The sequence below is a fragment of the Plantibacter sp. M259 genome, from assembly GCF_006065115.1.
Taxonomy (GTDB): Bacteria; Actinomycetota; Actinomycetes; order Actinomycetales; family Microbacteriaceae; genus Plantibacter; species Plantibacter auratus.
Genome location: NZ_CP040750.1, coordinates 2,316,353 through 2,342,757, shown reverse-complemented (window position 1 = coordinate 2,342,757; position 26,405 = coordinate 2,316,353). Strand labels below are relative to the sequence as shown.

The following is a 26,405-nucleotide window of genomic DNA, read 5'->3' as shown; positions in this document are numbered from 1 at the left end:
CTCCCTCAACGGTGGTGTTCGTGCGTCGAGGGTAACAGCGTCGCTGCGGCGGGCGCTCGCGAGGTCGGGTCAGACGCGGAAGGTGGTGCCTCGGACGACCAGGTCGGGTGCGAGCTGGACCGATGAGACGCGGGCATGCTCACCCGAGAGCCGACCGAGCAGGAGGTCGAGCGCCGCGTATCCGGACTCCTCGAACGGCTGGCGGACCGTCGTGAGGTCGAGCGCCGACGCCAGTGGTCCGTCGTCGTAGCCGACGAGCGAGCGCCCCTCGGGCAGGTGCGCGCCGGTGACGCGGAACGCCCGATGCGCGGCGGCGGCCAGCTCGTCGTGGTTGGCGACCACGGCGGTCGCTTCCGGGTCGGCCCGGAACGCCCGCTCGAGCGCGGCACCGACGGCTTCGACGAGGTCCGCCGCGGCGACGTCGGCCACGGCCTCGGAGACGGAGAGCAGGTGACCCAGTCCGCGCGCCCGCAGCATGCCGGCCGACACGTACTCCTCGGAGCGTTGCGGCTCGTGGAGGAACACCACGCGTTCGTGACCGAGCTCCGCGAGATGTCGAGCGATGAGTTCACCACCCTGCTCGTCGTCGATGAGGACGGAGGGCAGCCCGAGCCGCCGCTGGGCGCCGTCCGGGACGTCGACGAGGACCACGGGTGGGCCGGGGAGCGCCTTCGACTCCAACGCGGCCGGCGACAGCGGCACGCCCATCACGATGATGCCGTCGATCCCCGCACGCATGGGCAGCGCGTCGAGGACGGGACTGTCGCTCCCTGCGGCCGACGGGAGGTCGTGCACGACGATCTCGACGGAGTCCGTCGCGGCGCGCTCCATGATCCCGGACAGTCGCCGGTAGTAGGAGGCGTAGCTGGAGAACGGTGCCGCGACCGCGATCCGCTGAGCGCCGCTCGCGGCGGCACCACCTCGGTAACCGAGCTCCGTCGCCGCGGCGATGACCGATCGTCGCGTCGCCTCGTTCACCCGCTGCGGGTGATTGATGGCCAGGGAGACGGTGGAGATGCTCACGCCGGCGCGCTTGGCCACCGCGTAGATCGTGGCCTTCTGCGGTCGCTCGTCCATGGCGCACCTCCTCCGACGATCCTAGCTCGTGAAAAGTTCTTTGATCGAAGTTCTTCGATAGCGGATACTCGAACCGGACACGGCATCGATGCCGGGATCGGAGGAACACCATGGCTCGGAGCAAGCCCACCGTCGACGCGTTCGTCACGGCGATCTCGGGGCGTCTGGCGGCACTGCAGACGCCCGAGCCGAAGGATCCCGTCGGGCGGCGAGCACACGCGGCCGCCTTCGACCGGGTGTCCTCCGAGGCGCTCGGCACCGAGACCCTCGTGGCGGCGACCGAGGACCACACCGTCCAGGTGCCCGGCCACCCGGACGCACGGCTCCGCGTCTACTGGCCGGACCAGCAGCGACTCCCCGCCCTGGCCGACGGCGCGTCCGGTGGTCGGCCCGTCCTCGTGTACTTCTTCGGCGGTGGCTTCACGATCGCCGGGATCGACTGGATCGGATGGGATGCGGGGTTCCGTCGCCGCGCCAGGGAGGCCGGCGTCATCGTCGTCGCCGGCGAGTACTCCTTGGCGCCGGAGGTCCGGTACCCCGCGCAACCGGAGCAGTGCTGGTCCGTGTTCGAGTGGGCGGCCGAGCACGCACGTTCACTCGGCGGCGACCCCGACCGACTCGCGATCGGCGGTGCTTCATCGGGCGGGAACCTCGCCGCCGCCGTGACCCTCATGAACCGCGACCGCGCCAAGCGACCGATCCGGCTGCAGCTGCTCGAGGCTCCGTCGCTCGACCTGACCCGCGGACACCTCGACGCCCGGGGGATCACGCAGGTCCCGGGTGCCATCCTGCGTCGCCTCGCGCGCCAGCTCGTGCTGCAGTACCTGGGGCCAGACCGGGCGACGCAGCGCGAACCGTACGCGTCCCCACTCCTCGCCACCGACCACCGGGGGCTGCCACCGGCCGTCATCTACACGGCGGAGATGGACCCGCTCCGCGGAGACGGCGAGGCCTACGCCCGCCTGCTGAGCGAGGCCGGCGTGCCGGTGAGCTGCGTCAGGTACATCGGGCAGACGCACACCTCCGGCGGGCTGACCGGTCACGTCCCCGCCGCAGACCACCTGCATCGCGACGTCATCACGACCCTGCGGACGCTCCACGAGGACCCGGCGACGTACGGGGCGCCGCTCCACGAGCCGGCGGAGGCCTCGCGGTGACGTCGGTGGAGGAGCTGCGACTGGATCCGGGCATCCTCGCCTGGGCTGCGCGGATCGAGCAGCACGCGGAGCAGTTGCCGGCACTCCGATCCTCGGACCTGGTGCTCCGGCGACAGGCGGCGCGGAAGCTCTCCGACCTCCTGGCGGAGGAGTTCACCGAACCCGCGCCGCCGTCGGTCGAGATCACCACGAGCTGGATCGACGGACCGGCCGGACCGCTCGAGCTCCGCCGATACCGCCCGGAGGGACTCCCGTCTCCGGCGCCGACCCAGCTCGCGCTGCACGGCGGCGGCTTCACGTCAGGCACCGTCCACGAGCTTTTGAACGACCGACTCCTCGCCGCCCGGGCCCTCGCCGCCGGGATCCAGGTCGTCGCGCTCGGGTACCGGCTCGCACCCGAGCACCCCTATCCGGCCGCGGTCGACGACACCATCCACGCCCTGCGGGTCCTGACCACCGAAGCGGGCCTGAGCTGTTTCGACGTCGACCCAGGCCGCCTGGGCATCGCCGGCAACTCGGCGGGCGCCGGGATCGCGGCGAGCGCCGTCCTCAACCTGCGTGACTCGGGTGACCTCCCCCTCGTGCATCAGGCGCTCGAGGTCCCCGCGGTGTCACTGACCCCGTCGGGCGACTCCGCCACACGGTACGCGCGCGGGTTCGGGCTGGACGATGCGGAGGCACTCGTGCCGCTCTACCTCGGCGGTCCGCGTGCGGCGGACGCCTACGCCTCCCCGCTCGAGGCCGACGACCTCTCGGGCCTGCCGCCCACGCTGATCCAGGTCGCCGAGCACGACCCGCTCCGCGACGCGGGTCTGGCGTACGGACGCCGACTCGTGGAGGCGGGGGTCCCGACGATGACGTGGATCGGGCGCGGCCACGTCCATGCGTCTGGTGGTCTCACGGCCGTCATGGCGGGGGCGAGGGAGTGGCAGGCGGTTCAGGCCACCGCGCTCCGTGACGCCTACGGGACGAACCTGCTCGCGCCCGAACCGATCCAGCCGAGGAGACGATGATGTCAGCTCACACCCCACCCACCGGTCCGTCCACAGGGCCCGCCGACCCGGAGCCGCGCATCGGTGACGCCGTCCCCGTCGCGGCGGTCGATCCGGACGCCGTCCCCGGGTCCCCGCAGGCGCGCGGCTTCCTGCCGCTGTTCGTCCTGGCCTGGTTCGGGGTCACGCTGGCGCTCGGCACCATCAGCGGGGCGTCGATCCCGAAGGCCCTCGCCTTCCTCGACGACGCGACGAAGGGGACGAACCTCTCGATCGTCGCGGCGGTCGGTGGCATCGTCATCATGATCATCACGCCGCTGTTCGGCCGGCTGTCCGACCGTTCACGTTCGCGCTTCGGGATGCGGCGACCGTGGATGCTCGGCGGCGCGATCGTGGCGCTCGGCGGGGTCGCGATCCTGGCGACGGGTGACAGTCTCGCGGTGACGATCCTGGGGTGGAGCATCGTGCAGCTCGGCTTCGGCGCGACGAACATGGCGGTGCACGCACTGCTCGCCGATCAGATCCCGGCACGGATCCGGGCGCGTGTCGCAGCCGCCGCCAGCGTCTCGGGCGGGCTCGCCCTGATCGTCGGTGCGCAGATCGTCGCCGCTCTCCCGAATGACGCGCGGTGGACCTGGTTCGTCGTGCCGGGCCTGATCGGCGGCGTGCTGAGCACCGCGCTCGTGTTCGGGCTCCGGGACATCGTGCGGACGGTCCCTGCTCCGCCGCTGCGCCTCGCCGACGTCCTGTCCACCTATTGGCTGAACCCCGTGCGCTATCGCGACTTCTTCTGGGCGTGGGCCTGCCGCCTGCTCGTGACGATGTCGATCGTCTCGGTGTCGATCTACCTGTTGTTCTTCATCATCGACCAGTTGGGCATCCCGAAGGAGCAGGCATCGGGCGTCCAGGCGAACGCGCTCATCATCTTCACGGTCGGGAACATCGTCATGACGGTGCTGTTCGGCTGGATCTCCGACCGGACCGGGCGACGGAAACCGATCGTGCTCGTCTCCAGCCTCCTGAGCGCCGTCGGGCTCGGGGTCGCGATCGTCTCCCCCGACGTCACCGTGTTCCTCGTCGGCATCTTCATCGTCGGAGCGGCGCAGGGGCCTACGTGTCCGTCGACATCGCCCTCATGACGGAGGTGTTGCCGTCGTTCGACGAGGCCGGCAAGGACCTCGGCATCGTCTCGCTGTCCTATCAGCTCCCGCAGCTGCTCGTCCCGATCGTCGCCGTCCCGTTGCTCGCGCTCGGTGGCGGGGAGAACTATCACGCGCTGTATCTCGCGGCGATCGTGTTCGCCGTCCTGGGCGGACTCGCCGTCCTGCCGATCAGGTCCGTGCGATGAGACCGGCACCTGCACGGTCAACGGATTGCAGGGGTTGGTTCCGGGGTGGTTTCCAGGTGGGATCCATCCCGGACCCAGGCCCCGGAGCGACACTGGAGCACACCCGACCCTTGACCACCGGATCCCCATGACCCTGCCGTTCCCGACCTCGCCCGATGACCTGCTGCAGCGGCGACCGCTCCGCACGGCGCTCGCGGAGGCCGTGCTGCAGGACTTCATCGACGACCTCCCGGTCCCCTCCGACCGACCGACCTCGCGACCCGGCTCCTCTACCCGCGCTGGCAGGTGTACTCCGACATCCACGAGGGCAGACTCGTCGCCGAACGGGTCCGGAACAACAAACGGTTGTTGAAGATCGACGTCGAGCGGAACCGGACGTGGATCGCTCGCGGGCTCGCCACCCGTCGGGCTCGCGCCGGGTCCGCCGTGGGCGAGGCGGGGCCGGAGTCCCCCGTCTCGGTCGTCATCGTGGATCCCGAGGCCCTCGAGCAGTTGAACACCCTCACGGCGACCGGCTTGAGCGTGCGGGAGGCGGTCGAGCTTGCACTCACCGTCCTCGGCTCACGCTCAGCGGCCACCACCGCCACGGTGCCCGACATCGACTCGCGTGGCCGACAGGTGCGGGCGGGCTGACGCGGCGGAGGCGTGTCAGATCGACGTGCGCATCGCGCGCTCCAGCCAGTCGACGCCACGCGAGGCACGGTGAGGCCTCCTCCGCGGCGAGATCGCGCGGCCGTCCGGGCGATCGCCGTCAACGGCCACCCAGTGCGAGGACGACGATGAAGCCGACGACGAGGACGACGGCCGCGACGATGATGACGGTCGCAATGATCCCGATGCCGACCGTGGGAAGCTGGTCGGCGGACGAGCGACGCCGCGCACCGCTGTCTCGTCCTGGTCTCACGTGTGGTCCCCCATGCAGATTCCCCTGGCTCCACGTCGGCATCCTCGACCCCGACGCGCCGGGCGGCGTCGACCGACCCGGTTGACTCAGTATCGACGGCGTGGCGATCCGTCCACATCCTGCTGCGGGCTATTCCACCCCCGCCACCTGGCGGGTTCAGCCTCCCGGCCGTCGCCGCCCGGTTCCCGGGACTCGTAGGGTGAGAGTCGAGCTGAGGAGGACACCGTGATCGGAGTGGCCATCGTCGACGACGAGGCGTTGGTACGGTCCGGATTCGAACTCATCCTGGGTGCCGTCGAGGACATCGAGGTCGTCGCCTCGGTCGACGGGGTCGACGCCGTGGAGGCGATCCGCTCGAGCCGTCCCGACGTCGTGCTCCTGGACGTCCGCATGCCAGGCCGCAACGGGCTCGACATCCTCGACGAACTGCAGACCTGGGACGACCCGCCCGTCGTCGCGATCCTGACCACCTTCGACTCCGACGACTACATCGCCCGCGCCCTCCGCAGTGGCGCCGCGGGGTTCCTCGTGAAAGACACGGACCCGGAGCAGCTCCCGATGCTGCTCCGATCCCTCTCCGCGGGCGGCATCGTGCTGTCCCCGCAGGTGTCCCGGACGCTCGTCGGCGGATTCGCCCGCACCGCCGACCGCGAGGCGGCGAAGCGACTGTCCGGGCTGACGGGCCGGGAACAGGACGTGCTCGCGGCGCTCCGGACCGGTGCGTCCAACTCCGAGATCGGCGAGGCACTGCACCTCAGCCGCGCGACCGTGAAGGACCACGTGAGTGCGATCCTCGGCAAACTCGAGGTGACGACCCGACTCGAAGCCGCCATCATCGCCGAGCGTGCCGGGGTCCGCGGCGACGAGGCGGCCCCGCGGTGAAGCCGCGCTCCCGGCTCTGGTCGGTCCTCCTCGAACTCGCCCTCATCGCGGCGGCGGCCGTCGAGAGCCTGACGACGCTCGAGTGGGCGACCCCCTGGGAGTCCGGCCTGGCGATCGCCGCTGCCGTCGGCCTCGTCTTCCGGCGACGCTGGCCGTGGCTGTCGCTCCTCCTGGCTGTGCCGGCCTTCACCCTCAACCTCGCGACCCTCGCCGGGTTGGCATCGCTCTTCTCCGTCGCGGTGCGGGAACGGCGACGCTGGCGGCTCGTCACGACGGGCGCCGTGGTCTTCGTCCTCGCCGCGGTGCCGTGGTGGGGTGGACGTCGCCCAACTACACGGTCCTGTCCATGGTGTACGCCGCGCTCTACGCGGCGGCTCCGATCGCCTTCGGCCTGCTCGTCCGCACCCGCCGTGAGCTGTTCGACCGCATCCGTGACCTCGAGCAGGCCCGCCGGAGCGAGCGGGCGCGCATCGCCTCCGATGTCCTCGTCGAGGAGCGCACGCGAATCGCCAGGGAGATGCACGACGTCGTCTCCCACCAGGTCAGTCTGATCGCCGTCCAGGCCGGCGCGATCCAGGTGCAGACCGAGGAACCCGGGACGAAGCGGATGGCGGTGACGGTCCGTTCGCTCGCGTCGCGCACGCTCGACGAGCTGCGGGACATGGTGACGCTGCTGCGCGCGGAGACCGGACACGCGCCGCTGGCCCCGCAACCGACGGTCGACGACCTCGACCGGTTGATCGCGGAGAGCGGCATCGCCGTCACCTCCGCCATCGAGTTGCCGGACGGCCTCCCCGCACCGTTGCAGCGTGCGATCTACCGGACGGTGCAGGAGGGGCTGACGAACGCTCGCAAGCATGCGCCGGGCGCCGCGGTCGACGTGCGCGCCGAAGCCTCCGCCGACGAGGTCACCGTGGTCATCCGGAACGCCCGCCCCGCGCGGTCGTCCGACAGCTCGTGGTTGTCCGCGGGCCACGGCCTCGTCGGCCTGAGTGAACGCGCCGAACTCCTGAACGGGTCCCTCCTCACCGAGGACACGCCCACCCGGTTCACCCTGACGTTCCGCGCGCCCTACTGAGCCTCAGGGTCACGGAGGCTCAGGGTCGGAGGTCCACCTCGTCGCCGAAGAGCGGTGTCTGGAAACGACGCTCGAAGCGCACGATGCAGCCGGTGCCGCGTACGAGCTCGTAGGCCTCGATGCACTCCGGATCCGTCGTCGCGGCGATGCGGTACTGCTCGTAGGCGGCGAGCGACGGGAAGCTGAAGAGCGCGAACGCCTCGTCGTTGTCGCCCTCCGCTGGGAGGAAGTAGCCGTGGTGGTCGCCACCGAGCCGGTTCACGAGGCGGATCCAGCGCCGCCCGTACTCGGTGAAGGTGTCGAGCTGCTCGGGGTCGATCTGGTAGCGGAGGTGGATGGTGATCATGGGTCCAGTCTGGCCGTCCGCGCGACGAGCGTCGTCATAGGGGGCCACCGGCCACATCGGACACCTACGCTGGAAGCCCGTCCCCACACCCCGGAAGGTGGTCGAGATGTCCTCGGAATACGATGACGCCGCCGCGAACGGGCTCGCCCGCGCCCTCCGCGTGCCGGCCTCCTCGGACCGGCTCCAGGCCGCACTCGCAGCGGGCACCACCCCGAAGACCACCTACATCGAGGTCCTCGTCGACCGCTGCGCCGTCGAGCCCGACTTCTTCGTGCGCGACATGCTCACCTGGGCGCTCGTGCGGCACGATCCCGAGGTGACCGTTCCTCGCCTGATGGAGGAACTCGGGTCGGTCTTCCCGCAGGCACGCAGCCAGGCGCTGCACACCCTCTCGAAGACCCGAGACCCACGCACCTGGTCGGCCATCACCCTGGCGCTGCTGGAGGACGAGGAGGATCAGGTCGCCCGAGCCGCGTGGCGCACCGCCGCAGGGGTCGTCCCGGAGCGGGAGGCGTCGGCACTCGCCGAGCTGTTGGCGAGGCAGTTCGGCCGCGGCGACCGCGAGGTGCAGCTCAGCCTCACCCGCGCGTTCGCCACGATCGGTGAGCCCTCGATCGAGCCCGTCGAGCACGCGGCCGCATCCGAGGCGATCGAGCGTGAGGCTCGCGCGCACGCCCGCGCGACCGCCCGGATCCTCCACGACCCCGAACTGGACTTCGACGAGGCGATGCAGGAGGCCCAGCACGCACTGCGCTCGACTGACTGAGCCATCACCCCGGTCATTGAGCCTGTCGAAATGCCCTTCGACAAGCTCAGGGACCGGAGAGGGGCCGTGCCTCCGAGTGCCTCAGCTGAGCCGGGCCGTGCGGAGCGTCGCCGTCGCGCTGTGCGCCGCCATGCCCTCCGAATCGGAGATGACCTGCACCGCGTCGGCGAGTTCGGGTGTCGCCGCCTCGGCGATCCGCTGGTAGGTGAGCGGCTTCAGGAACCGCGACACCGAGAGCCCGGCACTGTGCTTGGCGCCGCCTGCGGTCGGGAGCACGTGGTTCGTGCCTGCCATGCCCTTGTCCGAGTAGGCGACGGTGCTCCACGCGCCGAGGAAGATCGACCCGTAGTTGAGCAACCGGTCGTGGTACCAGGCGTCGTCGGCCGTGATGACCTCGAGGTGTTCCGGGGCGAGGTCGTCCATGAGCGCCGCGGCGGTCTCGCAGTCGTCGGCCACGGTCACGGAGCCGTAGTCGCGCCAGGCGGGCCCGCAGATCGACTCGGTCGAGAGCGTCGGGAGCTGGCGTTCGACCTCGGCGATGACCGCGCGGCCGAGCTCCTCCGACGTCGTCACGAGGGCGGCCGGCGAGTTCGGTCCGTGCTCGGCCTGCCCGAGCAGGTCGGCGGCCACCAGGATCGGGTCCGCGGTCTCGTCCGCGAGGACAGCGACCTCGGACGGACCGGCGAGGAGGTCGATCGCGACCGTTCCGAACAGCTGTCGCTTCGCCTCGGCGACGAAGGCGTTGCCCGCACCGACGAGCATGTCGATCGGCAGCTCGCCGAGCAGACCGTAGGCCATGGCGGCGAGCGCCTGGACACCGCCGAGGACGAAGACGCGGTCGACGCCGGACACGTGCGCGGCGTAGACGACGGCGTCGTTCGCGCCGCCGTTCGGCTGCGGCGGGGTGCAGGCGATGACCGTCGGCACACCGGCCTGCTTGGCGACGCCGACCGTCATGAACGCACTCGCAGTGAGCGGGAAGCGACCGGCCGGGAGGTAGGCGCCGACGCGGGAGACGGGCACGTACTTCACGCCCGTGACGAGCCCGGGAACGAGCTCGGTCTCGAAGTCCTGCAGGTGGGAGCGCTGTTCCTGGGCGAAGGCCCGCGTGCGCTCGCCGCCGAGGTCGATGGCGGCGCGGAGATCGGCGGGGAGGCGGTCGCCGCTGGTCGCGATCTGTTCGGCCGTCAGCTCGACGTCGCCACCCTGGTAGCGGTCGAGGCGTCGCGCTGCATCGAGCACGGCGTCCATGCCGCGTCGTTCGATGTCGAGCAGCATCGCGGAGACGGTCTCGATGACGGCCGGGTCGCGCTGCGCCGGTGGGGCGTCGACGAGCGGGGTCTTGAGGTGACGGAAGGAGCCGTCGAGGGACTGGAGCACGGGAGGGCTGAATCGCATGGTGCGAGCGTACGAACGGGGCGCGAGGGCGACAACGGGGGACGCACCGGCGCGAGCCATCGGGTCATCCGATACGCCGGTCCGCAGGCGACGCTCAGCGCCTCGGGGTGGTCGCGATCACCTGGTCGGGCTCCGCCGCCGCGAGCAGCGTGTGCTCAGCCAGCTCGGCGATCCGCGCAGTGGCCGGCGACAGGTAGGCGCCCTCGCGCTGCACGAGCGCGATCGTGTCGTACAGCGGCTCGGCGAAGGGGGTGAGCGTCAACTGCTCCGGGAACCCGCCGGTGCGGGCGACCGTGCCGGAGACGATCGTGTCGGCCGCTCCGGTCGCGGCGAGGCTCAGCGCCGTCTCCACGTGCTCGACCTCGACGGCCGGCTCGATCGACCGCCCCTGCAGGCGGGCGCGCTCCAGCAACTGCAGCCGTGTGGGGTCCCGCCACCCGGCGTAGGCGTCGTAGAGCACGAGCTTCGCGTCGGCGAACTCGTCGATCCCGACCGGGCCTGCGGCGGGATCCCTGGTGGTGGAGGCGTAGAACACCTCATCGCGGAAGAGCGGCCGGATCGCGAGGCCCGCGACGGCCACCGGGAGGACGACGAGCCCTGCCTCGATCTCGCCACTCGCCACGGAGTCCGCGACGAGTGCCGAGTTCAGCCCCACGAGTCGCACGCGCACGTTGGGGTAGCGCTGGTGGAAGCGCTGCACCAGGTCGGACAGCTCGTAGTAGGCGGCGTTGCGGAGGACGCCGAAGGTGCACACGCCGCCGTCGAGCGAGGTGATCGCGGACAGCGCGTCGAGTCCGCCGTCGATCGCGGCGACCGCTCGCCTGGCGTGTTCACGAAGCTCTTCAGCGGCCGCCGTCGGGACGAGCCGACGCGCACCGCGGGCGAACAACTGCAGGCCGATCTCGCGCTCGAGGCGGCTGACGAGCTCGGACACGGAGGCCTGGCTGCTGTCGAGTTCGGCGGCCGCGGCGGTGAAGGACCCGCTCTCGTAGGCGGCGAGGAAGGCGCGGAGTTGCGCGAGGGTCATGCGGTCAGCCTAGCGAGGGAGCCTTCCCGTCACCGCCCCGTACAGCTCGGGCCGCCGGTCGGCGAGCACGTCGTTGCGCGGACCGATCCGGGTCGCACCCCGGTCGATGCGGACGGTCGCGTCCACCCGTCCCCGCGCGTCCTTCCGGCCGACGGGCCAGCCGTCGGCCGGGATGATCGTGGTCCCCTCGCTCCAGGGCTTGCCATCCTCGGTGCCGGAGCGGTCGCAGCAGACGATCGGGATCGCGGATGCCCGCGCCGCCGCCATCGCCTGGACGACCTCGGGTGCTCGCTCGCCGTCCGGCCGCTCGACCAGCGGCCAGTTCGTCGGGACGACGAGGAGGTCCGCGCCCCGGAGCGCCAGCCCCCGCGGCACCTCCGGGAACTCGAGGTCGTAGCAGACGAGGACGCCGAGCCGGCCGAGGGGCGTCTCGACCACCGGCTGGGTCTCACGACCCGCCACGAAGACGGACTGCTCCTCGTCCCACAGGTGCACCTTGCGGTAGACCCCGAGCACCCCCGACGCACCGAGGACGAGGGCGCTGTTGCGGATCTCCTCGCCGTCCAGTTCGCAGAACCCGACGACCACCACAGCGTCTTCGGGGAGCAGCGACGCCCAGTCGCTGAACACCGACACATCGCTCGGGAGTGCGACCGCGCGGGCCGCCTCCGGGCTGCCGAGGTAGTAGCCGCTCGTCGCGAGTTCGGGCAGTACGAGGAGCTGCACCCCGTCCGCGACGGCGTCCCGGATGGCCGCCTCGATCGTGCGCAGGTTGCCGTCGAGATCGCCCAAGACGGGGGCGAGTTCCTGGGCGCGGACCCGGATGCTGTGCGCGTCGGGGTCGCTGTGGTCGGTGGCCCCAGTGGGATCGGTGCTGGTCATCCAGCGATCATACGAAGCCCTCGCGGACGGGACCATCGTGTTCTCCGATGGCTGGGATCGGGGCATGGCCGATTGTGCCCGTCCGTGGGCTGCGGATACCGTCGTCGGCACGAGCGAGTCCCCGACCCGAGGCAGACCCCCGGCTGCCCGTCGCACTCCTCGACCGCCCGAGCCCTGGAGGCCAGCCATGGCGACACCTGCCGCCCCCACTCCCCCGTCCGGTTCCGCCGCCGGAGCGGGTGACGCCCAGCCGTCCCTCGTCGAATCCCGCTCCATCGACTGGGTCCCGCTCAATGAGCGTCACGGTCGCCCGCGCTCCCTGTTCTCGCTCTGGTTCATGTCGAACGCGCAGGTGACGACCCTGGCGACCGGCATGCTCGGTGCGGCGCTCGGCGCGAACCTCGCGACGTCCCTCCTCGCGATCGTCCTCGGCGTGGCCGTCGGCACCGTGTTCACGGCCTTCCACTCCGCACAGGGGCCGCAACTCGGGCTCCCGCAGATGATCCAGTCGCGTGCGCAGTTCGGCTACCGCGGTGTCGTCCTCATCTGCGCGATCGTCGTCTTCAGCCTCGTGGGCTTCAACATGTTCAACCAGATGCTCGGTGCGGACGTCCTCACCATGACGACCGGTGTCGACGCCGGTGCGGGCTGGTACGTGCTCATCAGCGGTGTCGCCGTCCTCCTCGCGATCTTCGGCTACTCCTGGATCCACCGCACACAGTCGTGGCTCACCGCGCTCTTCCTCATCACCTTCGGACTGTTCACCGTCGTCGTCCCCTTCGTCGTGCCGCTCCCGGCCGACGCGCTCTCGCTCGCGAACTTCAGCTGGGTCGCGTTCCTCGTGCAGTTCGGTGGTGCCGCAGCGTACGCACTCGGTTGGGCACCGTACGTCTCCGACTACTCGCGCTACCTCCCGCCGCAGACGAACCCGGGCGGGCCTTGTTCTACACCTACGGCGGCGTGTTCGTCGGCGCGGTCTGGCTGATGGGGCTCGGTGCGTTCGTCGCCAGCGCGTTCCAGGGCGCCGACCCGCTCGAGGGCGTCCGTGACGCAGCCGACGCGATCCTGCCGGGTTCCGGGACCTGGCTGCTCGTGGCCGCGTTGCCCGGGCTGATCAGCGTCATCACGGTCAACATCTACGCGGCGTCGATCGAGACCATCACGATCATCGACTCCATCCGACCGGTCCGGCCGACACGCACCCTGCGGGTCGTCACCTGTCTCGCGATCGCCACGGCCGCCGTCATCGGCTCGTTGCTGAGCACCGGCGAGTTCCTGGCGAACTTCAGCAGCTTCCTCGTCGTCCTGCTCTACGTCCTCGTGCCGTGGACGTCGATCAACCTCGTCGACTACTACCTCGTGCGGAAGGGCCACTACGTCGTCCGCGACATCTTCACCCCGAACGGCGTCTACGGCGCGTGGGGCTGGCGTGGCCTCCTCGCCTACGCGATCGGGATCGTCGCCATGATCCCGTTCGTCGTGACGGTGTGGTTCACCGGCCCGATCGCCCAGCTGCTCGGCGGGGCTGACCTGGCCCTGTTCGTCGGTCTCGCCGCCTCCGCGATCGCCTATGTGCTCCTCTCACGGTCGCTCGACCTGGACCGCGAGCGGGCCGCGGCCGAGCGCGACGTCACCGAGACCGGTCACCAGGCGGTCGCCTTCAGCTCTCGGCGTCGCTGAACTCCCGGCGACGCTGAGCTCCCGGCGTCGCCGAGCGACGGCTGGCGTCCGGGAGCGCGACGCCGCGGGATTACACTCGACGACGTGACGGAACCGGACGGCGTGGGCGACCCCGACACCCGTATACCGGATCCCGCACCACGGCACACGCCGCTGTGGACCGTCCTCTCCGCCTGGCTCCTGCGGGTCGAGCGATGGTTGCAGTCGCGTGGCGGCTCCCGCCTCCGCAGCGGGCTACGCCAGCTCTGGGGACTCGTCGCCATCGGAGGGATCATCCTCCTCGTCGGCCCGGTCATCAACCCACCCCTGACCCTCGACGACCTCACCGACGAGGCGTCCGACGTCACCGACACCTGGATCGCCCGCTCCTTCGCCGCCGACTACCGCGTGACGACGGATGACGACGGTCGCCTCGTCACCGACGTCGAGGAGCGCATCGACGCGTTCTTCCCGAAGGACCTCGACGACCGGACCATCGAGCGGGTGCTCGCGACCGAGTACCAGGGTCACGCCCTCGACCCGTCGGCGATCACGGTGACGTTGGACGGCGTGAAGCAGGACGTGACTCGGGAGCGGGCCGCGGTCTTCCTCAGGCTCGTCGTCGACCCCGGCGAGCAGCTCACCGGCGACCACGAACTCGTCATCAGGTACCGACTCTCCGATCTCGCCTACGTCGACGCCGACCCGGCGACCGGGCGACCCGTCGACCTCCTCCGTTGGGACGTCTTCGGGCCCGACCTGCAGCAGGCCGTGGCGAAGCTCGACGTGCGGGTGACCATCCCCCAGGACCTCGACGACCGCCTCGTCCGGCAGCCGTACGGTTCTCTCGCCTGGACCCTCATCGGTGCCGGGCAGTGGCTCAGCCCGGAGGCCGACTCGCCTCCCGGCGAGGTCGCCTACGCGTTCACGAGCGACGATGCGGCCCCGCCGCACGCGCAGGCGCGGTTCACCATGCCGTTCGAAGCGGGCTCGATCACGATGCCCCCGCAGTCCTGGATCTTCTGGGTCCAGACCTTCGGGCCCGTCCTGCCGATGCTCGTCCTCGCGGCGACGCTCCTGCTGTCGTTCGCGGCCCGTGCGGTCGCGTGGGGTGATGCCCGCGGACGTCCGTGGTACCTCGCCCAGTCGGAGCCTCCGGAGGGCATCACGCCGCGCACCGCCGCGCACCTCCTGCGGTCGCCCGCGACGATGGAGCTCGCCGAACGGCTCAAGGACGCGGCGATCAGCGGCTCGAAGGAGCAGGCCAAGCGACAGGTGCGCCTCATCGCGGCGGCGGGTGCGGCCAAGCGGGCCGGCCGTCTGGGCGACCGCCCCCGCGCCCTGCGCCGGTACCTGACCGGGCCGGAACGCGCCGGTCAGGTGCGCGAGGGCCTGCGCCGCGTGCCGAAGGGCTTCGTCCGCGACTGGTTCATCGCCGCACCGATCGCGCTGACCCTCCTCCAGTGGGGCATCGTCCGGCAGCTCTCCCACCAGACCGTGCTCGCGGTGGTGTGGTGGCCGCTCGCCTTCGTCGCCCTCTCCACCGTCTTCGCCGTCATCGTGCTCGCGATCGCCCTGACCGCCCGGCCACTGACCCGCAAGGGTGCGCTCGTGAAGCAGCACCTGCTCGGCATCCGCGTGTTCGCCGAACGGACGCAGCTGCTCGATCGCGCCTCCCTACGCGACCGTCTCCTGCCCTACGCCGTGCTCGGCACCCCGCCCCGGGCGACGGGCCGACGGGTCGCCGCGCTGATCGCCCCGGAGATCACGATGCCGGCGGCCGCGACCGATCCCACCTCGCCGCCCGACGGGTCGTCAGCAGGCTTCCTCACCGGTCCGCGGATCGCCGTCCGGGTGCTCGCCGTGCTCCTCGTCGTCGGCGCGATCGTCGCGGTCAACGTCCTCCCGGCTTCGTCGCTGGAGCCCGAGACGGCCCGCTCCTACACGGGCGACATCCCTGGATCGACCCTCGTCACGATCGCTGCAGCCGAGTTCGACGCACAGCTGACCCGGTCCGATGGCGACGGTGCGCGCCTGCGCGTGACCGAACGCCTCGGCGTCGACTTCTCCAACGAGGGGGCGGTGCCCGGTCAGGTGGTCCGCGAGTGGCCCGCCGTCGTCGACGGTCAGGATCTGGGTCTCAGCGTCGACCGCGTGACGATCGACGGCGATGACGCGCCCTTCACGACGGAACACGAGGACGGTCGGCTGCTGCTCCGGACGACCTTCGACGACGTGCGGACGGGTCTGCACGACGTTGTGATCCAGACGACCGCCACGAGGCCGGCCATCGCCACGTCCGTCGGCGGTCGGGACGTCGACCGCGTCAGCTGGGTCGCACTCCTCGACGGCTGGTCGAACAGCGTCCCGATCGACAAGGACATCCCGCCCGAACCGTTCCGACTCAGCTTCACCGCCGACGACGAGCTCCTCGACGACGCCGTCGACGCCGGGTGGACTCCCGCCGAGGCAGGGGCTTGGCGACCGGCGGCGACCGAAGGTGGTGCCGCCCGCTCGACGGCGACGCTCGACCTCGCGCCGGACGACGACGGCCGGTGGTCACTCGACGTCCGTGGCGACGACCTCGGTGTGGTCCTCGACCTCCCCGCCGGGACGGTCGCCGGTACCGACGCCGATGCCGCGGCCTTGGCTCGGACGGCCGCCCTGGCACCGGGGGTCTTCACGGTGGTCTTCGCCGGCATCGCGGTCCTCGGTTCCGTGATCGGCGCCGTCGGGTCGGCCCGGCGCCGGGCCCCGAAGCCGGGTCTGCTCCGCGATGCGGTGCGCTGGCTGACCCCGTCGGCACTCGCCGCCGCGGTGATCCTGGGCATCTGGACCCTGAACGGCGTCGCGGGCGACGACCCGTTCGGCGACCTCGTCCTCGGCGGGCTGATCGCCGGCGTCGTGGCGGTCATCGCCTGGTACGGCGTCGTCATGTGGGCCAGGCCGCGCGCCTGACCGCCGGCCGCCGTCAGGACAGCTTCTCGAGCTGCTCCTGGTACTCCGCCCGCACCTTGTCGTTCGTCGATTCCTTCCACGAGGCGATGCCCGACTTCACGGCGTCGAAACCGGTCCGACCGAGGACGTACTCGTTCATCGTCGACGACAGGGCGTTCGTCGCCGACGACGTCTTGCCGGCGGTCTCCGAGTACAGCCCGGTGATCGGGCTCTTCTGCAGCATCGGGGAGGCCTGCTCCTGCCACGCGTGCGAGCGACGCAGCCGTTCCTCCATCGGCACCGCGCTCGCGAGGATCTGCGGTGCTGCGGCGAGTCGGTTCAACGAGGTGGGGCCGATCTGTGCCGATCCCGCCTCTGTCAGGACGACGCGACCGTCCGCTTCACGCGTGTGGTGCTCGCCGGTCCGGCCGTACTGGAGGAAGAACCCCTCGGTGCTGCCGTAGGGCGCCGCGAGATGGTTGAGCAGCGTCAGCAGTTCCTTCACCCGAGCGTCGTCCGCCTGCTTGATGGCGGTGAAGGAGAACATCGACGAGCCCTGGTAGACGATGCCGGCGCCGCCGTCCGCCGCGAACGGGAGGATCGCGTCGTAGACCACGCCCTCGGGGGCACTGGGGTCGATGATCGCCGAGATGCCGTCCTGGTGCATGAGCACCGTGCCGTTGGCCATGTAGGTCTTCGCCTGGGAGCCGGAGATGCTCGGGGTGTCCGGGTGGTAGTACCCGGCGTCCTTCAACTCCTTGATGTACGACAGCGTCTCGAGCCAGCGGTCCGACTCCCACTTGTGGACGAGCTTCGAGCCCTGCAGCTCCCAACCGTTCGGCACCCCGAACATCGCGCCCATGAAGTCGTACCCCCAGTCGACGCTGTCGCCGTTGCTCTGCCCGCTGATCGCGTACCGGTTGCGCTTGGCGTCGGTGACCGCCTTGCAGAGCTCGGTGAACTCGTCCTTCGTCTTCGGAGCGGGTTCCGCTCCCGTGAGGTCCTTGATGACGTCCGGTCGGGAGATGAGCATGTTGCCGAACGGCGGGCGGTTCACCGGGACGCCGTAGATCCGACCGTTGATCCGGCAGCCCTCCCAGGACGGGGTGGGCAGGTTCGCGAGGTTGGGGTACGCCTTCACCTTGTCGCCGGAGAGGTGGTCGGACAGGTCCGCGAACTGGGCCTTCAGCAGCTGCGGGTAGGACGGCGGCAGCTGGAACGCGAGGAACTCGACGAGGTCCGGCACACTGCCGCCGGCCATGACCGTCGCGAACTTGGGCGCGAACGAGTCGGCCGGGACCACCTGCAGGTCGAGCTTGCAGCCGAGTTCCTGCTCGGCCGCCTGGAGGTAGCTGTTCGACGCGGGTGCCGGCGGGCTGTACGAGATGACGAACCCGGACACCGTGCCGCTCACGGCGGCCTTCCCGGACACCGAGGTGAAGAGCTCGGCCTCCTTCGGTGCCGAGAGGTAGACGGGCTGGACCGTGGCCGAGCCGGCGAGGTCCGGGGTCGGTCCCTTCGTGATCGGCACGTACGTGGGCAGCGGGACGAGGGCTCCGGAACCCGCGGCACCGGACGTCGCGCCGCCTGGCGTGCAGCCGGCGAGCGCGGAACCGAGGCCGAGGACGGCGAGGCCGACGCCGGCCGCGGTGAGGAAGGTGCGGCGTGACAGGCCGGAGGTGGTGTCGTTCATCGTGGTCTCCTTCGAGGTGGGGCTGGCGCCAGGGGCGCGGGTGAGGTCCCGGCGACGGTGCCGGGTGGAGGTGTGCGGACCGGTCAGCCCTTGACGGCGCCGGTCAGCACACCCTTCGTGAGGTGGCGTTGCACGAGTGGGTAGGCGATGAGGATCGGGACGATGGCGATGAGCACGACGGCCATCTGCAGGGACTCGGCCGGCGGCAGCACCGAGGCGTCCGAAGCTCCACCGACGAGCGAGGACCCTTGCAGCACGTAGGTGCGCAGGACGAGCTGGAGCGTCCACTTGGAGGTGTCGTTGATGTACAGCAGCGCGTTGAAGAACGCGTTCCAGTACCCGACCGCGTAGAAGAGGGCGACGACGGCGATCACCGCGCGGGACAGCGGCAGGACGATCGTGCCGAGGATGCGGAACTCCCCGGCACCGTCGATCTTCGCGCTGTCGATGAGCTCCTGCGGGATGCCCATCATGAAGCCGCGGACGACCACCATGTTGAACACGCTGAACGCACCGGGCAGGATGAGCGCCCAAACGTTGTCGAGCAGGCCGAGCTGCTTCACCATCAGGTACAGCGGGATGAGTCCCGGGGTGAAGAGGAACGTGGCGAGCACGATCATCAGCACGGGGCGCTGGAAGAACGAACGCCGGCTGAGGGCCCACGCTGCCGACACGGTGCAGACGAGGCTGATGAGCGTGCCGACGACGGTCACGAACAGCGTCACCAGGATCGCGCGGGTGACCACGCCCCCGGCGAGGATCTGCTGGTACGCGTCGAGCGTGAAGGACTTTGGCCACACGACGTAGCCACCGGCGGCCGTGACGTCCTCGGCGGTCGACACACTCGTGGAGACCACGATGAGGAACGGGAACAGGATGACGGCGAGGATCATGACGATCGCGAGCGCTTTGAGCGCGAGGACGACGGGCTTCGGTTTCCCCGCCCAGACCGGTCGGACGATGGTGCTCATGATTTGGAATACACTCCCTGCTCGCCGAGCATGTGCGCCGCCTTGTTGGCGACGAGGATGAGGACGAGACCGACGAGACCCTTGATGAGGCCGGCGGCGATGCCGGTACTCCAGTTCCCGTCGATGACGCCGTGGTAGTAGACGTAGGTGTCGAGCACTTCGGCGGCTCCGGGGCCGACGGCGTTGCGTTGCAGGATGATCTGCTCGAAGCCGACGGACAGCGCCTCGCCGAGCCGCAGGATGAGCAGCAGCACGATGATGGGCCGGATCCCGGGCAGGGTGATGTGCCAGAACCGGCTCCAGGCGCCCGCTCCGTCGATGGCGGCGGCCTCGTAGAGCGAGTCGTCGATGGCCGCGAGCGCCGCGAGGAAGATGATGGTGCCCCAGCCCGCGTCCTTCCAGATCACCTGCGAGGACAGCAGGAGCTTGAAGGTCGCCGGGTCGGACATGACGGAGACGGTCCCGAGGTCGAGCTGCCGCAGCCAGGTGTTGAGCACCCCTCCCGATCCGAGGCTCTGCTGGAAGAAGCCGACCACGATGACCCAGGACAGGAAGTGCGGCAGGTAGAGCACCGACTGCACGATGGAGCGGAGCCAGGGCCAGGTCAGCGAGTGGATGAAGATGGCCAGCGCGATGGGGACCGGGAAGAAGAGGACCAGCTGGATGAACGTGATCTGGAGGGTGTTGGAGACCGCGTTCCAGAACGCCGGATCACCGAAGAGCGCCGAGAAGTTGGCGAAGCCCACCCACGGGCTGTCCGGGATCGGGATGTACGGCTGGTAGTCCATGAACGCGATGACGTTCCCGAGCAGCGGGATGTAGACGAACAGCAGCAGCAGCACGACCGCCGGCGTCACCATGATGAGCAGTGGCGAGTCGCGACGGAACTGCATCCCGAACGGCACCTTGCGCTTCGTCGGCCGGCCGCCGGACCCTGCGGGTGCGATCGGTGGTCGGATGGTCTCCGGCCGATCGGTCGTCGTCGCGCTCACAGCAGCTCCTTTGCTCGCAGCGGAGGCCCCGTCGGGTGCTTCCGCGTCGTTCTCTCGAACGTTGGCAATCTTTCGCGGGGCCGTTGAGTAAAGTCAAGATCATCTAATCATCCGAACAGATATCGAACATCGGAGTCGATCATGGAGCTCTCGCAACGACACGACCGCATCCTCGCCGAACTGCGGATCCACGGCAGTCTCTCCGCGGCCGACTTCGCCGAGCGCATGGGCATCTCCGCGATGACCGTCCGTCGGGACCTGCGCGAGCTCGGGGAGCAGGGCCGCCTCCGTCGGGTGCACGGCGGTGCCGTCTCGATCGACACGCAGCCGACCACGGGCATCCCGCACCGGCCGGGTGCCCGCCCCACGCCGGCCCCCGGTGCGGCCGACACCCTGTTCACCTTCGGATTCGTCGTGCCCGATCCAAGCTACTACTTCCCGACGATCGTGGCCGGCGCCGTGGAGCGGGCGCAGTCGCTCGGCGGTCGGATCGTCCTCGGTGTCTCGCGCTACGACCCCGCCCGCGAGCGCGACCAGATCGAGCGACTGCTGGCCGGCGGGGTGGATGGCCTCCTCGTGACCACCTCGGTCCTCGACGCCTTCGCGACGCTCGAGCTCCTCGAGCGCGCACCGGTCCCCGTCGTCCTCGTGGAGCGCTCGGTCGCGGAGTCCGCGGTGGGCGACGGACTCGAGTTCGTGCGCACCGACCATGCCGCCGGCGCCGCCATCGCACTCCGGCACCTCGCCGCCCTCGGTCACGAGCGGGTCGGGATGGCGGCCTTCGACACCCCGACGACGCCGTCGTTGCGGCTCGGCTACGAGCGCGCCCGACGCCAGCTCGGCCTGCGCGAGGACGCCAGCACGGCGATCATCGACGACCGGCACGGCGTCGGCGAGCAGACGAGGCGATACCTCGAGGCGTGCGTGGCGTCCGGCACGACCGCGGTGTTCATGCACTCGGACCACTACGCCGTCGAGTTCGCGGACGCGGCGCTCGACTTCGGGCTCTCGATCCCGGACGACCTGTCGATCGTGGCGTACGACGACGAGGTGGCCGGGCTCGCCCGGGTGCCGCTCACCGCGGTCGCACCGCCCAAACGCGACATCGGCCGGTTCGCGGCGACGATGTGCTTCGAGCGCATCTCGGCCGCGGCCCAGCAGGGCTTCTCCGCACGCCACATGAGCCTGCGGCCGAGTCTGAGCCTCCGCGAGTCGACCGCGCCACCGCGATAGCCCTGTGCTGTTCGATTCCTGTTCGTTTGAACGGGCGTGCTTGACACGATCGGGCGGCTCCGATTGGGATTGAGCCTGCTGCCGAGACGACCAGGAGGCGACGATGCCGCAGAGCGAGAGCGCCCGCACGGGCACGATCGGCTTCCTCATGCCGGACGGCACCTTCGACCGGGTGTTCTCCGCGCCGGACCTCGCCCGGCTGCGGTCGGAGCCGTACGCCAGGCTGCCGTCGGACCGCCCGCTCCGGCTCGAGCGCGCGGAGGACCGCGCCCAGCTGGCCGCGGTCGAAGTGCTCGTGACAGGCTGGGGCTCCCCCGTGCTCGACGAGACGCTCCTGCGATCCCTGCCGTCACTCAGGGCCGTGGCGCACTCGGCCGGCAGCGTGCGCGGCATCGTCACCGACGCCCTCCTCGAACGCCGGGTCGCCCTCACCTCCAGTGCGACGGCCAACGCGGTCCCGGTCGCCGAGTTCACGATGGCGATGGTGATCCTCGCCGCGAAGCGCACGTTCTGGGCCGCCGAGACGCTGCGGGCCTCTCGAGCCCCCGTCGATGCGGAGCGGGCGTGGCCGACGGTCGGCAGCCACGGGATCACGGTGGGCGTCGTCGGCGCCTCCCGGATCGGCCGCCTCGTCGTCGAGCGCCTCGCCTCCCTGGACGTGCGGGTCGTCGTCGCCGATCCGACCCTCGACCACCAGGAGCAGGCGGCCCTCGGGGTACCCTGCGTCACGCTCGACGAGCTGGCCGCGCACAGCGACATCGTCACGCTCCACGCCCCGGCGCTCCCCTCCACCAGGCACCTCGTCGACCGGTCCCTCCTCCAGCTGATGCGGCCCGGGACCACGGTCATCAACACCGCCCGAGGCGACCTCATCGATCACGACGCGCTCGCCGACCGACTCGACCGCGGCGACCTGGTCGCGATCCTCGACGTCACCTCGCCGGAGATCCTGCCGCCCTCCTCCCGGCTGTGGTCGACCCCCAACACGGTCATCACGCCGCACATCGCCGGCTCGGCCGGGAACGAGCTCGCACGTCTCGCAGCCAACACGGTCGACGAGGCCCTGCACTTCGTCCGGTTCGGCACCTTCCATCGACCGATCACCCTCGCCGCCCTCGCGCTGCAGGCGTGAACCGACCGCCGAACACCAGAGGCCAGACCATGACCCTCGAGACAGACCACACCGCGCCGACGACCACGAGCTTCGCCGGACGGTTCGACGACCGGGCCCGCCGCGCACTGCGGGTCGGGGACTGGAGCGCCGGACCGTCGGTCGACGACCGCGAGGCCTGGGGCCGCGTCGCCGAGCGCGACCGGGTGGCCCTCGTCGACGCGGCCCACCGCTGGTGCGCGGAGGCGGACCGCAACCCGCCGACGCTGTCGCTCTGGGCCCGGTACAGCGCGGAGGGCGACCGGACTCCGTACGAGACGGCGCAGCAGGCGCTCCTCGGTTCGGTCGCAGCCTCGGCACTCGCGCTCGGCGCCAGCGGGGACGACGCTTGGGTCGGCGAGCTCAGCGATCGCGTCTGGCGGCTCTGCGAACTGACCGCCTGGTGTCTGCCCTCCCACTACGCGCTGCCCGAGTCCGGCGAGCGCCCCTTCCTCCCGATCCCCGGTCGTGACGTGCTCGACCTCTCAGACGCCTACATCGGCGGGATGCTCGCCGCGATCGACACGATCGCCGGGGACCGCCTGGAGCGGACCTTCCCGGGTCTGCGCGCACGGGTGCACGCCGAGATCCGTCGTCGGGTCCTGGACCCGTGGCGCGACGAGGTGGACTTCTGGCACGGGCTCGACGGACCGCCGAACAACTGGGCCCCGTGGATCGTCTCGAACGTGCTCGTGTGCTCCGCCGTGGTCGAGACCGATCGGTCCGAGCTGGCGGCGTCGGTGGACCGCGCGGTCGCCGTCCTCGACCGTTTCCGTGCCGGGTACGCCGAGGACGGGAGCTGCGACGAGGGTGCGACGTACTGGTGGTGGGCGGGCGCGACCCTGTTCGAGGCCATCGACCTGCTCGGCGACCTCACCGGCGGCGTCTTCGACGGCTTCGCGGTCCCGCCGGTCGCCGCGATGGCCCGGTTCCCGATGGTCATGCAGCTGTCGGCCACGTCACAGGTCAACTTCTCGGACGGGTCCGCGAGCCTGCCGGCGAACGCGACGTGGAACCTGCTCGCCCGCTTCGGCGAGCGCGTGGGCGACGACGAGGTGGCTGCCCACGCCCGCTGGATGGGGCGCTCGCATCCGCTCGGCTTCTCGGGGCAGTTGGCTCCGTTGTTCCGCCGCACGCTCGCGGAGCTGCTCGACCCGGCGTGGAGCACGGCCGGCGACGCCACGCCGGGGATGCCCTCCTCCTGGTACGCACCGGAAACGGAGGTGGCGGTGTTCCGCGAGCACGCCGGTCGCGTGGACGGCTGGGCGGTCGCCGCGAAGGGTGGTCACAACGACGTCAGCCACAACCACAACGACGTCGGCGGGGTCATCGTCTCGCTCGACGGCGAGCCCGTCCTCATCGACGTGGGTGTCGGCGTGTACCACCGCGACACCTTCATGCCGGACACCCGCTACGGCATCTGGACCATGCGGAGCGCCTTCCACAACGTCCCACTCCCTGCCGGGGTCGAGCAACCGTATGGTCGGGCCTTCACGGCGAGCGGGACACGGTTCTCCGACGAGGGCGACCGCTCCGTCCTCGCCACGTCCCTCCTGGGTGCGTATCCGCGCGAGGCCCGCCTCACGGCCCTGGACCGCGCGGTGACGCTCGACCGTGCGGCCGGTGCCGTCCTCGTCGACGACCACTGGGCGTTCGCCGAACCATCGCAGATGACGCTGACGTTCCTGACAGCCGTCGAGCCGATCGTCGCGGGCGGTGGGATCCTGGTCGGCGACGCCCGCCTGGACACCGACCCCGCGTTCGAGGTGGCGGTGGACCGGATCGACATCGACGACCCGAAGCTCCACGAGGTCTGGGGGTCGGCCGTCTTCCGCATCCGGCTCGTGCAGCGCGCCACCGCGACGAGCGGGTCACACACGCTGCGGGTGCGCCGCGCGCAACAGTACCCGGAACCGGGAGCACCGATGGAGGCCCCACGATGACGCCCGACCCGCTCCCGCCGTTCCGTCTACCGGCCGCGGACCCCGTCGCCGCACCCTTCACCGGGTGGACGCGGGCGCACTGGGAGGCCACGGCCGACCGGTGGCTGGCGGAGGTCCGCCGGTTCGAGAGTCCGCTCGGCGGCATCCCTCGGCTGCCCGGTCGGGTCACCCGCGACGGTGTCGTCCGCGAGGGCATGGAGGCGGTCGGTCGCTCCTTCCTCCTCGCCGCACCGCGGATCGCCGGCGGTGGAGACGGCGACGGGGTCGAGGACCTCGTCGCCTGGTACAGCCGGGCACTCCTCGCCGGTACGGCCACGGACGGTCCGGAGTCCTGGCCACTGGGCGTGACGTGTCGGGCCCCCGGCACGGGCGTCACCAACTCGATCGTGGAGGCGGCGAACATCGCGTTCGGCCTGTACGTCAGTCGCGACCGACTGTGGGCGGGGCTCACCCGGAAGGAGCAGGTGCAGATCGCCGACTGGCTGCGCCACCACGCGCGCCTCGAGGTCTGGCACAACAACTGGCAGCTCTTCCCGGCGATGGCGGAGGCGTTCCTCCGCTCGGTCGACGAGGACGTCACCGGGCTGAACGGCACGAGGAACGTCGCCCGGGTCGAGTCGTGGCACCTGGAGCAGGGCTGGTACACCGACGGTCCGGAACACGCGATCGACTACTACAACGCGTGGGCGATCCACCCCTACCTCTGGGCCTGGTACCGCATGACCGACCGCACGGGCACGGCCGACGGCTCACGGCATCTGGAACGGCTGCACGACTTCACCGGCTCCTTCGCGCGCATGGTCGCACCCGACGGGTCGATGGTGCACGTCGGCCGCTCGCTGAGCTATCGGACGGCCGCCCCCACCGCGCTCTGGTGCGCCGAGCTCTCGGGGTGAACCCGTTGAGTCCCGGCGCGACGCGACGCCTGGCCTCCGGGGTGGTCTCGGGGTTCGTCCGGCACGGCGTCGGCGTCAACGGCCCGCTGAGTCTCGGTTGGTACGGGCCGTGGGAGCCCACCGCGCAGAGCTACAGCGGCTTCGGCTCGCCTACGCGGGCATCGGGTTCCTCGGGCTCGCCATCGACCGCGACGACCCGGTGTGGACCGCTCCGGAACACCCGCAACCGACCGACGGGCCGCCGGAGACCACCGTGCTGCCGGCGGTCGGATGGATCCTGCGCTCGCAGCGGGACGGTGTCGTGACGCTCGCCAACCACGGCAGCGACCACTGCGAGATCCCCGTGGAGCCCGCTCGCGCCGACGCGGACGATCCGCACTACGCCAAGTTCGGGTACTCCTCGCACACGGCCCCGGGGACGGGCGCGGCGTGGGACGAGAACGTCGACGGCCATCTCGCGCTGCTCGACGAGGACGGGCGGGCGAGTCGACGCGCCGCGATCCGCGGGATGCGGACCGTCCGCGAGGTCTCCGGCTCGGTGCACCTCCCACAGCTCGACGGCCGGGTGTGGCTGGGCTGCGCCGTCACCACGGTCAGCATCGTCCACGGTGATCAGGAGCTCCGCGCGCACCTCGTCGAGTCGACGCGCGCGTGGACCGTCCGCGAGGGCGGTGCGGCCGTCGCCGACGACGCCATCCTGCGCACCGTGGTCGATCCCGCCGGGGCCGCGCCTCGGGCCACGGTGGTCGGTCGTGACGGGCTCGCAGCGACCACCGTCGGGCTGCACGGTTGGGACCGCGCGGAGGCCGTCGCCTACCGTGACGCCAACGCGTTCGGCCCGCACTCGGCGGTTCCGGCGCTGTACGCCGCCAGCACTCCGGGGCACACCGTCCTGGCCGCGCTCCACACCCTCCGCTTCGACGACGGCGAGACGCCCGACCTCCCGGTCGCGGTGGACGTGACCGGGACCCGACTGGTCGCACGGTGGACCGACGGAACCGTGCACGACGTCGACCTCGCCACCTTCGTCCCCTGGGACGGCCAGCTCGCACGCCCGTCCGCGGACTGACCACC

General features: G+C 70.9%; 25 protein-coding genes. 16 read left to right on the top strand and 9 right to left on the bottom strand.

Features of this window, described 5'->3' with window-relative positions; translation table 11 throughout:
- Positions 1–69: 69 nt before the first annotated feature.
- Entirely contained in the window at positions 70–1,077 is a 1,008-nt protein-coding gene (locus tag FGL15_RS10905; RefSeq protein ID WP_138946053.1) for a LacI family DNA-binding transcriptional regulator, read from the bottom strand.
- 110 nt (positions 1,078–1,187) lie between these two features.
- On the opposite strand from FGL15_RS10905, the gene FGL15_RS10900 reads away from it, so the two are divergent.
- The 5 genes from FGL15_RS10900 to FGL15_RS10880 all read left to right on the top strand — a co-directional run bounded on the left by FGL15_RS10900 (position 1,188) and on the right by FGL15_RS10880 (position 5,207).
- Complete coding sequence (locus tag FGL15_RS10900; RefSeq protein ID WP_138946052.1) at positions 1,188–2,234, top strand: alpha/beta hydrolase; 1,047 nt, start codon at positions 1,188–1,190, stop codon at positions 2,232–2,234.
- Positions 2,231–3,247, top strand: a complete 1,017-nt coding sequence (locus FGL15_RS10895; protein WP_138946051.1) for an alpha/beta hydrolase fold domain-containing protein — start codon at positions 2,231–2,233, stop codon at positions 3,245–3,247. Before FGL15_RS10900 ends, FGL15_RS10895 begins: the two co-directional genes overlap by 4 nt.
- Positions 3,247–4,365 (top strand): MFS transporter, encoded by a 1,119-nt coding sequence (locus tag FGL15_RS10890; protein WP_168223375.1) that lies wholly within the window; start codon positions 3,247–3,249, stop codon positions 4,363–4,365. The genes FGL15_RS10895 and FGL15_RS10890 overlap by 1 nt, the downstream gene beginning before the upstream one ends.
- The gene (locus tag FGL15_RS10885) at positions 4,341–4,574 is read left to right on the top strand and encodes an SLC45 family MFS transporter (protein ID WP_138946049.1); all 234 of its coding nucleotides are present in this window, start codon (positions 4,341–4,343) and stop codon (positions 4,572–4,574) included. Before FGL15_RS10890 ends, FGL15_RS10885 begins: the two co-directional genes overlap by 25 nt.
- A gap of 285 nt (positions 4,575–4,859) precedes the next feature.
- On the top strand, positions 4,860–5,207 hold the full coding sequence (locus FGL15_RS10880; RefSeq protein ID WP_138946048.1) for a hypothetical protein: 348 nt from the start codon (positions 4,860–4,862) through the stop codon (positions 5,205–5,207).
- Between the two features lie 118 nt (positions 5,208–5,325).
- On the opposite strand, the gene FGL15_RS20325 is transcribed toward FGL15_RS10880, so the two are convergent.
- Positions 5,326–5,478 carry a hypothetical protein gene (locus tag FGL15_RS20325; protein ID WP_168223374.1) on the bottom strand — a complete coding sequence of 51 codons (153 nt, stop codon included), beginning with the start codon at positions 5,476–5,478 and terminating at the stop codon, positions 5,326–5,328.
- 225 nt (positions 5,479–5,703) lie between these two features.
- Here FGL15_RS20325 and FGL15_RS10875 point away from each other — a divergent pair, with 225 nt between their 5' ends.
- Both FGL15_RS10875 and FGL15_RS10870 read left to right on the top strand, forming a co-directional pair.
- Positions 5,704–6,360: a response regulator transcription factor gene (locus FGL15_RS10875; protein WP_138946047.1), complete on the top strand. Its 657-nt coding sequence runs from the start codon at positions 5,704–5,706 to the stop codon at positions 6,358–6,360.
- A 346-nt stretch (positions 6,361–6,706) separates the two neighbouring features.
- Entirely contained in the window at positions 6,707–7,438 is a 732-nt protein-coding gene (locus tag FGL15_RS10870; protein ID WP_138946046.1) for a sensor histidine kinase, read from the top strand.
- Positions 7,439–7,457: 19 nt separating this feature from the next.
- On the opposite strand, the gene FGL15_RS10865 is transcribed toward FGL15_RS10870, so the two are convergent.
- The gene (locus tag FGL15_RS10865) at positions 7,458–7,784 is read right to left on the bottom strand and encodes an NIPSNAP family protein (RefSeq protein ID WP_138946045.1); all 327 of its coding nucleotides are present in this window, start codon (positions 7,782–7,784) and stop codon (positions 7,458–7,460) included.
- A gap of 106 nt (positions 7,785–7,890) precedes the next feature.
- Here FGL15_RS10865 and FGL15_RS10860 point away from each other — a divergent pair, with 106 nt between their 5' ends.
- The gene (locus tag FGL15_RS10860) at positions 7,891–8,550 is read left to right on the top strand and encodes a HEAT repeat domain-containing protein (RefSeq protein WP_138946044.1); all 660 of its coding nucleotides are present in this window, start codon (positions 7,891–7,893) and stop codon (positions 8,548–8,550) included.
- Positions 8,551–8,631: 81 nt separating this feature from the next.
- Here FGL15_RS10860 and hisD read toward each other — a convergent pair whose 3' ends face one another.
- From hisD to FGL15_RS10845, 3 genes are all read right to left on the bottom strand, one after another.
- Entirely contained in the window at positions 8,632–9,948 is a 1,317-nt protein-coding gene (gene hisD / locus FGL15_RS10855; protein ID WP_138946043.1) for a histidinol dehydrogenase, read from the bottom strand.
- 94 nt (positions 9,949–10,042) lie between these two features.
- Positions 10,043–10,975, bottom strand: coding sequence for a LysR family transcriptional regulator (locus FGL15_RS10850; protein ID WP_138946042.1), 933 nt, complete (start codon positions 10,973–10,975; stop codon positions 10,043–10,045).
- Positions 10,976–10,984: 9 nt separating this feature from the next.
- Entirely contained in the window at positions 10,985–11,857 is an 873-nt protein-coding gene (locus FGL15_RS10845; RefSeq protein ID WP_138946041.1) for a nitrilase-related carbon-nitrogen hydrolase, read from the bottom strand.
- Positions 11,858–12,044: 187 nt separating this feature from the next.
- On the opposite strand from FGL15_RS10845, the gene FGL15_RS21255 reads away from it, so the two are divergent.
- The 3 genes from FGL15_RS21255 (at position 12,045) to FGL15_RS10835 (ending at position 16,474) form a co-directional block, all read left to right on the top strand.
- Entirely contained in the window at positions 12,045–12,842 is a 798-nt protein-coding gene (locus FGL15_RS21255; protein ID WP_205858606.1) for a cytosine permease, read from the top strand.
- Positions 12,797–13,537: a cytosine permease gene (locus tag FGL15_RS21250; RefSeq protein ID WP_205858605.1), complete on the top strand. Its 741-nt coding sequence runs from the start codon at positions 12,797–12,799 to the stop codon at positions 13,535–13,537. The genes FGL15_RS21255 and FGL15_RS21250 overlap by 46 nt, the downstream gene beginning before the upstream one ends.
- Positions 13,538–13,621: 84 nt before the next feature.
- Positions 13,622–16,474, top strand: a complete 2,853-nt coding sequence (locus FGL15_RS10835) for a DUF2207 domain-containing protein (protein ID WP_138946040.1) — start codon at positions 13,622–13,624, stop codon at positions 16,472–16,474.
- Positions 16,475–16,487: 13 nt separating this feature from the next.
- Here the strand turns inward: FGL15_RS10835 and FGL15_RS10830 are convergent, their stop codons facing one another.
- From FGL15_RS10830 to FGL15_RS10820, 3 genes are all read right to left on the bottom strand, one after another.
- A complete protein-coding gene (locus tag FGL15_RS10830; protein WP_138946039.1) occupies positions 16,488–18,146 on the bottom strand; it encodes an extracellular solute-binding protein in 1,659 nt (552 codons plus the stop codon).
- Positions 18,147–18,229: 83 nt separating this feature from the next.
- On the bottom strand, positions 18,230–19,117 hold the full coding sequence (locus FGL15_RS10825) for a carbohydrate ABC transporter permease (RefSeq protein ID WP_079704680.1): 888 nt from the start codon (positions 19,115–19,117) through the stop codon (positions 18,230–18,232).
- Complete coding sequence (locus tag FGL15_RS10820; RefSeq protein ID WP_338000138.1) at positions 19,114–20,109, bottom strand: sugar ABC transporter permease; 996 nt, start codon at positions 20,107–20,109, stop codon at positions 19,114–19,116. The genes FGL15_RS10825 and FGL15_RS10820 overlap by 4 nt, the downstream gene beginning before the upstream one ends.
- A 141-nt stretch (positions 20,110–20,250) precedes the next feature.
- Here FGL15_RS10820 and FGL15_RS10815 point away from each other — a divergent pair, with 141 nt between their 5' ends.
- The 5 genes from FGL15_RS10815 to FGL15_RS20310 all read left to right on the top strand — a co-directional run bounded on the left by FGL15_RS10815 (position 20,251) and on the right by FGL15_RS20310 (position 26,400).
- Positions 20,251–21,342 carry a substrate-binding domain-containing protein gene (locus tag FGL15_RS10815; RefSeq protein WP_138946038.1) on the top strand — a complete coding sequence of 364 codons (1,092 nt, stop codon included), beginning with the start codon at positions 20,251–20,253 and terminating at the stop codon, positions 21,340–21,342.
- A 103-nt stretch (positions 21,343–21,445) separates the two neighbouring features.
- A complete protein-coding gene (locus FGL15_RS10810) occupies positions 21,446–22,474 on the top strand; it encodes a hydroxyacid dehydrogenase (RefSeq protein WP_138946037.1) in 1,029 nt (342 codons plus the stop codon).
- A 29-nt stretch (positions 22,475–22,503) separates the two neighbouring features.
- Positions 22,504–24,435, top strand: coding sequence for a heparinase II/III family protein (locus tag FGL15_RS10805; RefSeq protein ID WP_138946036.1), 1,932 nt, complete (start codon positions 22,504–22,506; stop codon positions 24,433–24,435).
- A complete protein-coding gene (locus FGL15_RS20320) occupies positions 24,432–25,331 on the top strand; it encodes a DUF2264 domain-containing protein (RefSeq protein WP_168223373.1) in 900 nt (299 codons plus the stop codon). The genes FGL15_RS10805 and FGL15_RS20320 overlap by 4 nt, the downstream gene beginning before the upstream one ends.
- 109 nt (positions 25,332–25,440) lie before the next feature.
- A complete protein-coding gene (locus tag FGL15_RS20310) occupies positions 25,441–26,400 on the top strand; it encodes a hypothetical protein (protein WP_240773507.1) in 960 nt (319 codons plus the stop codon).
- Positions 26,401–26,405 lie beyond the last annotated feature (5 nt).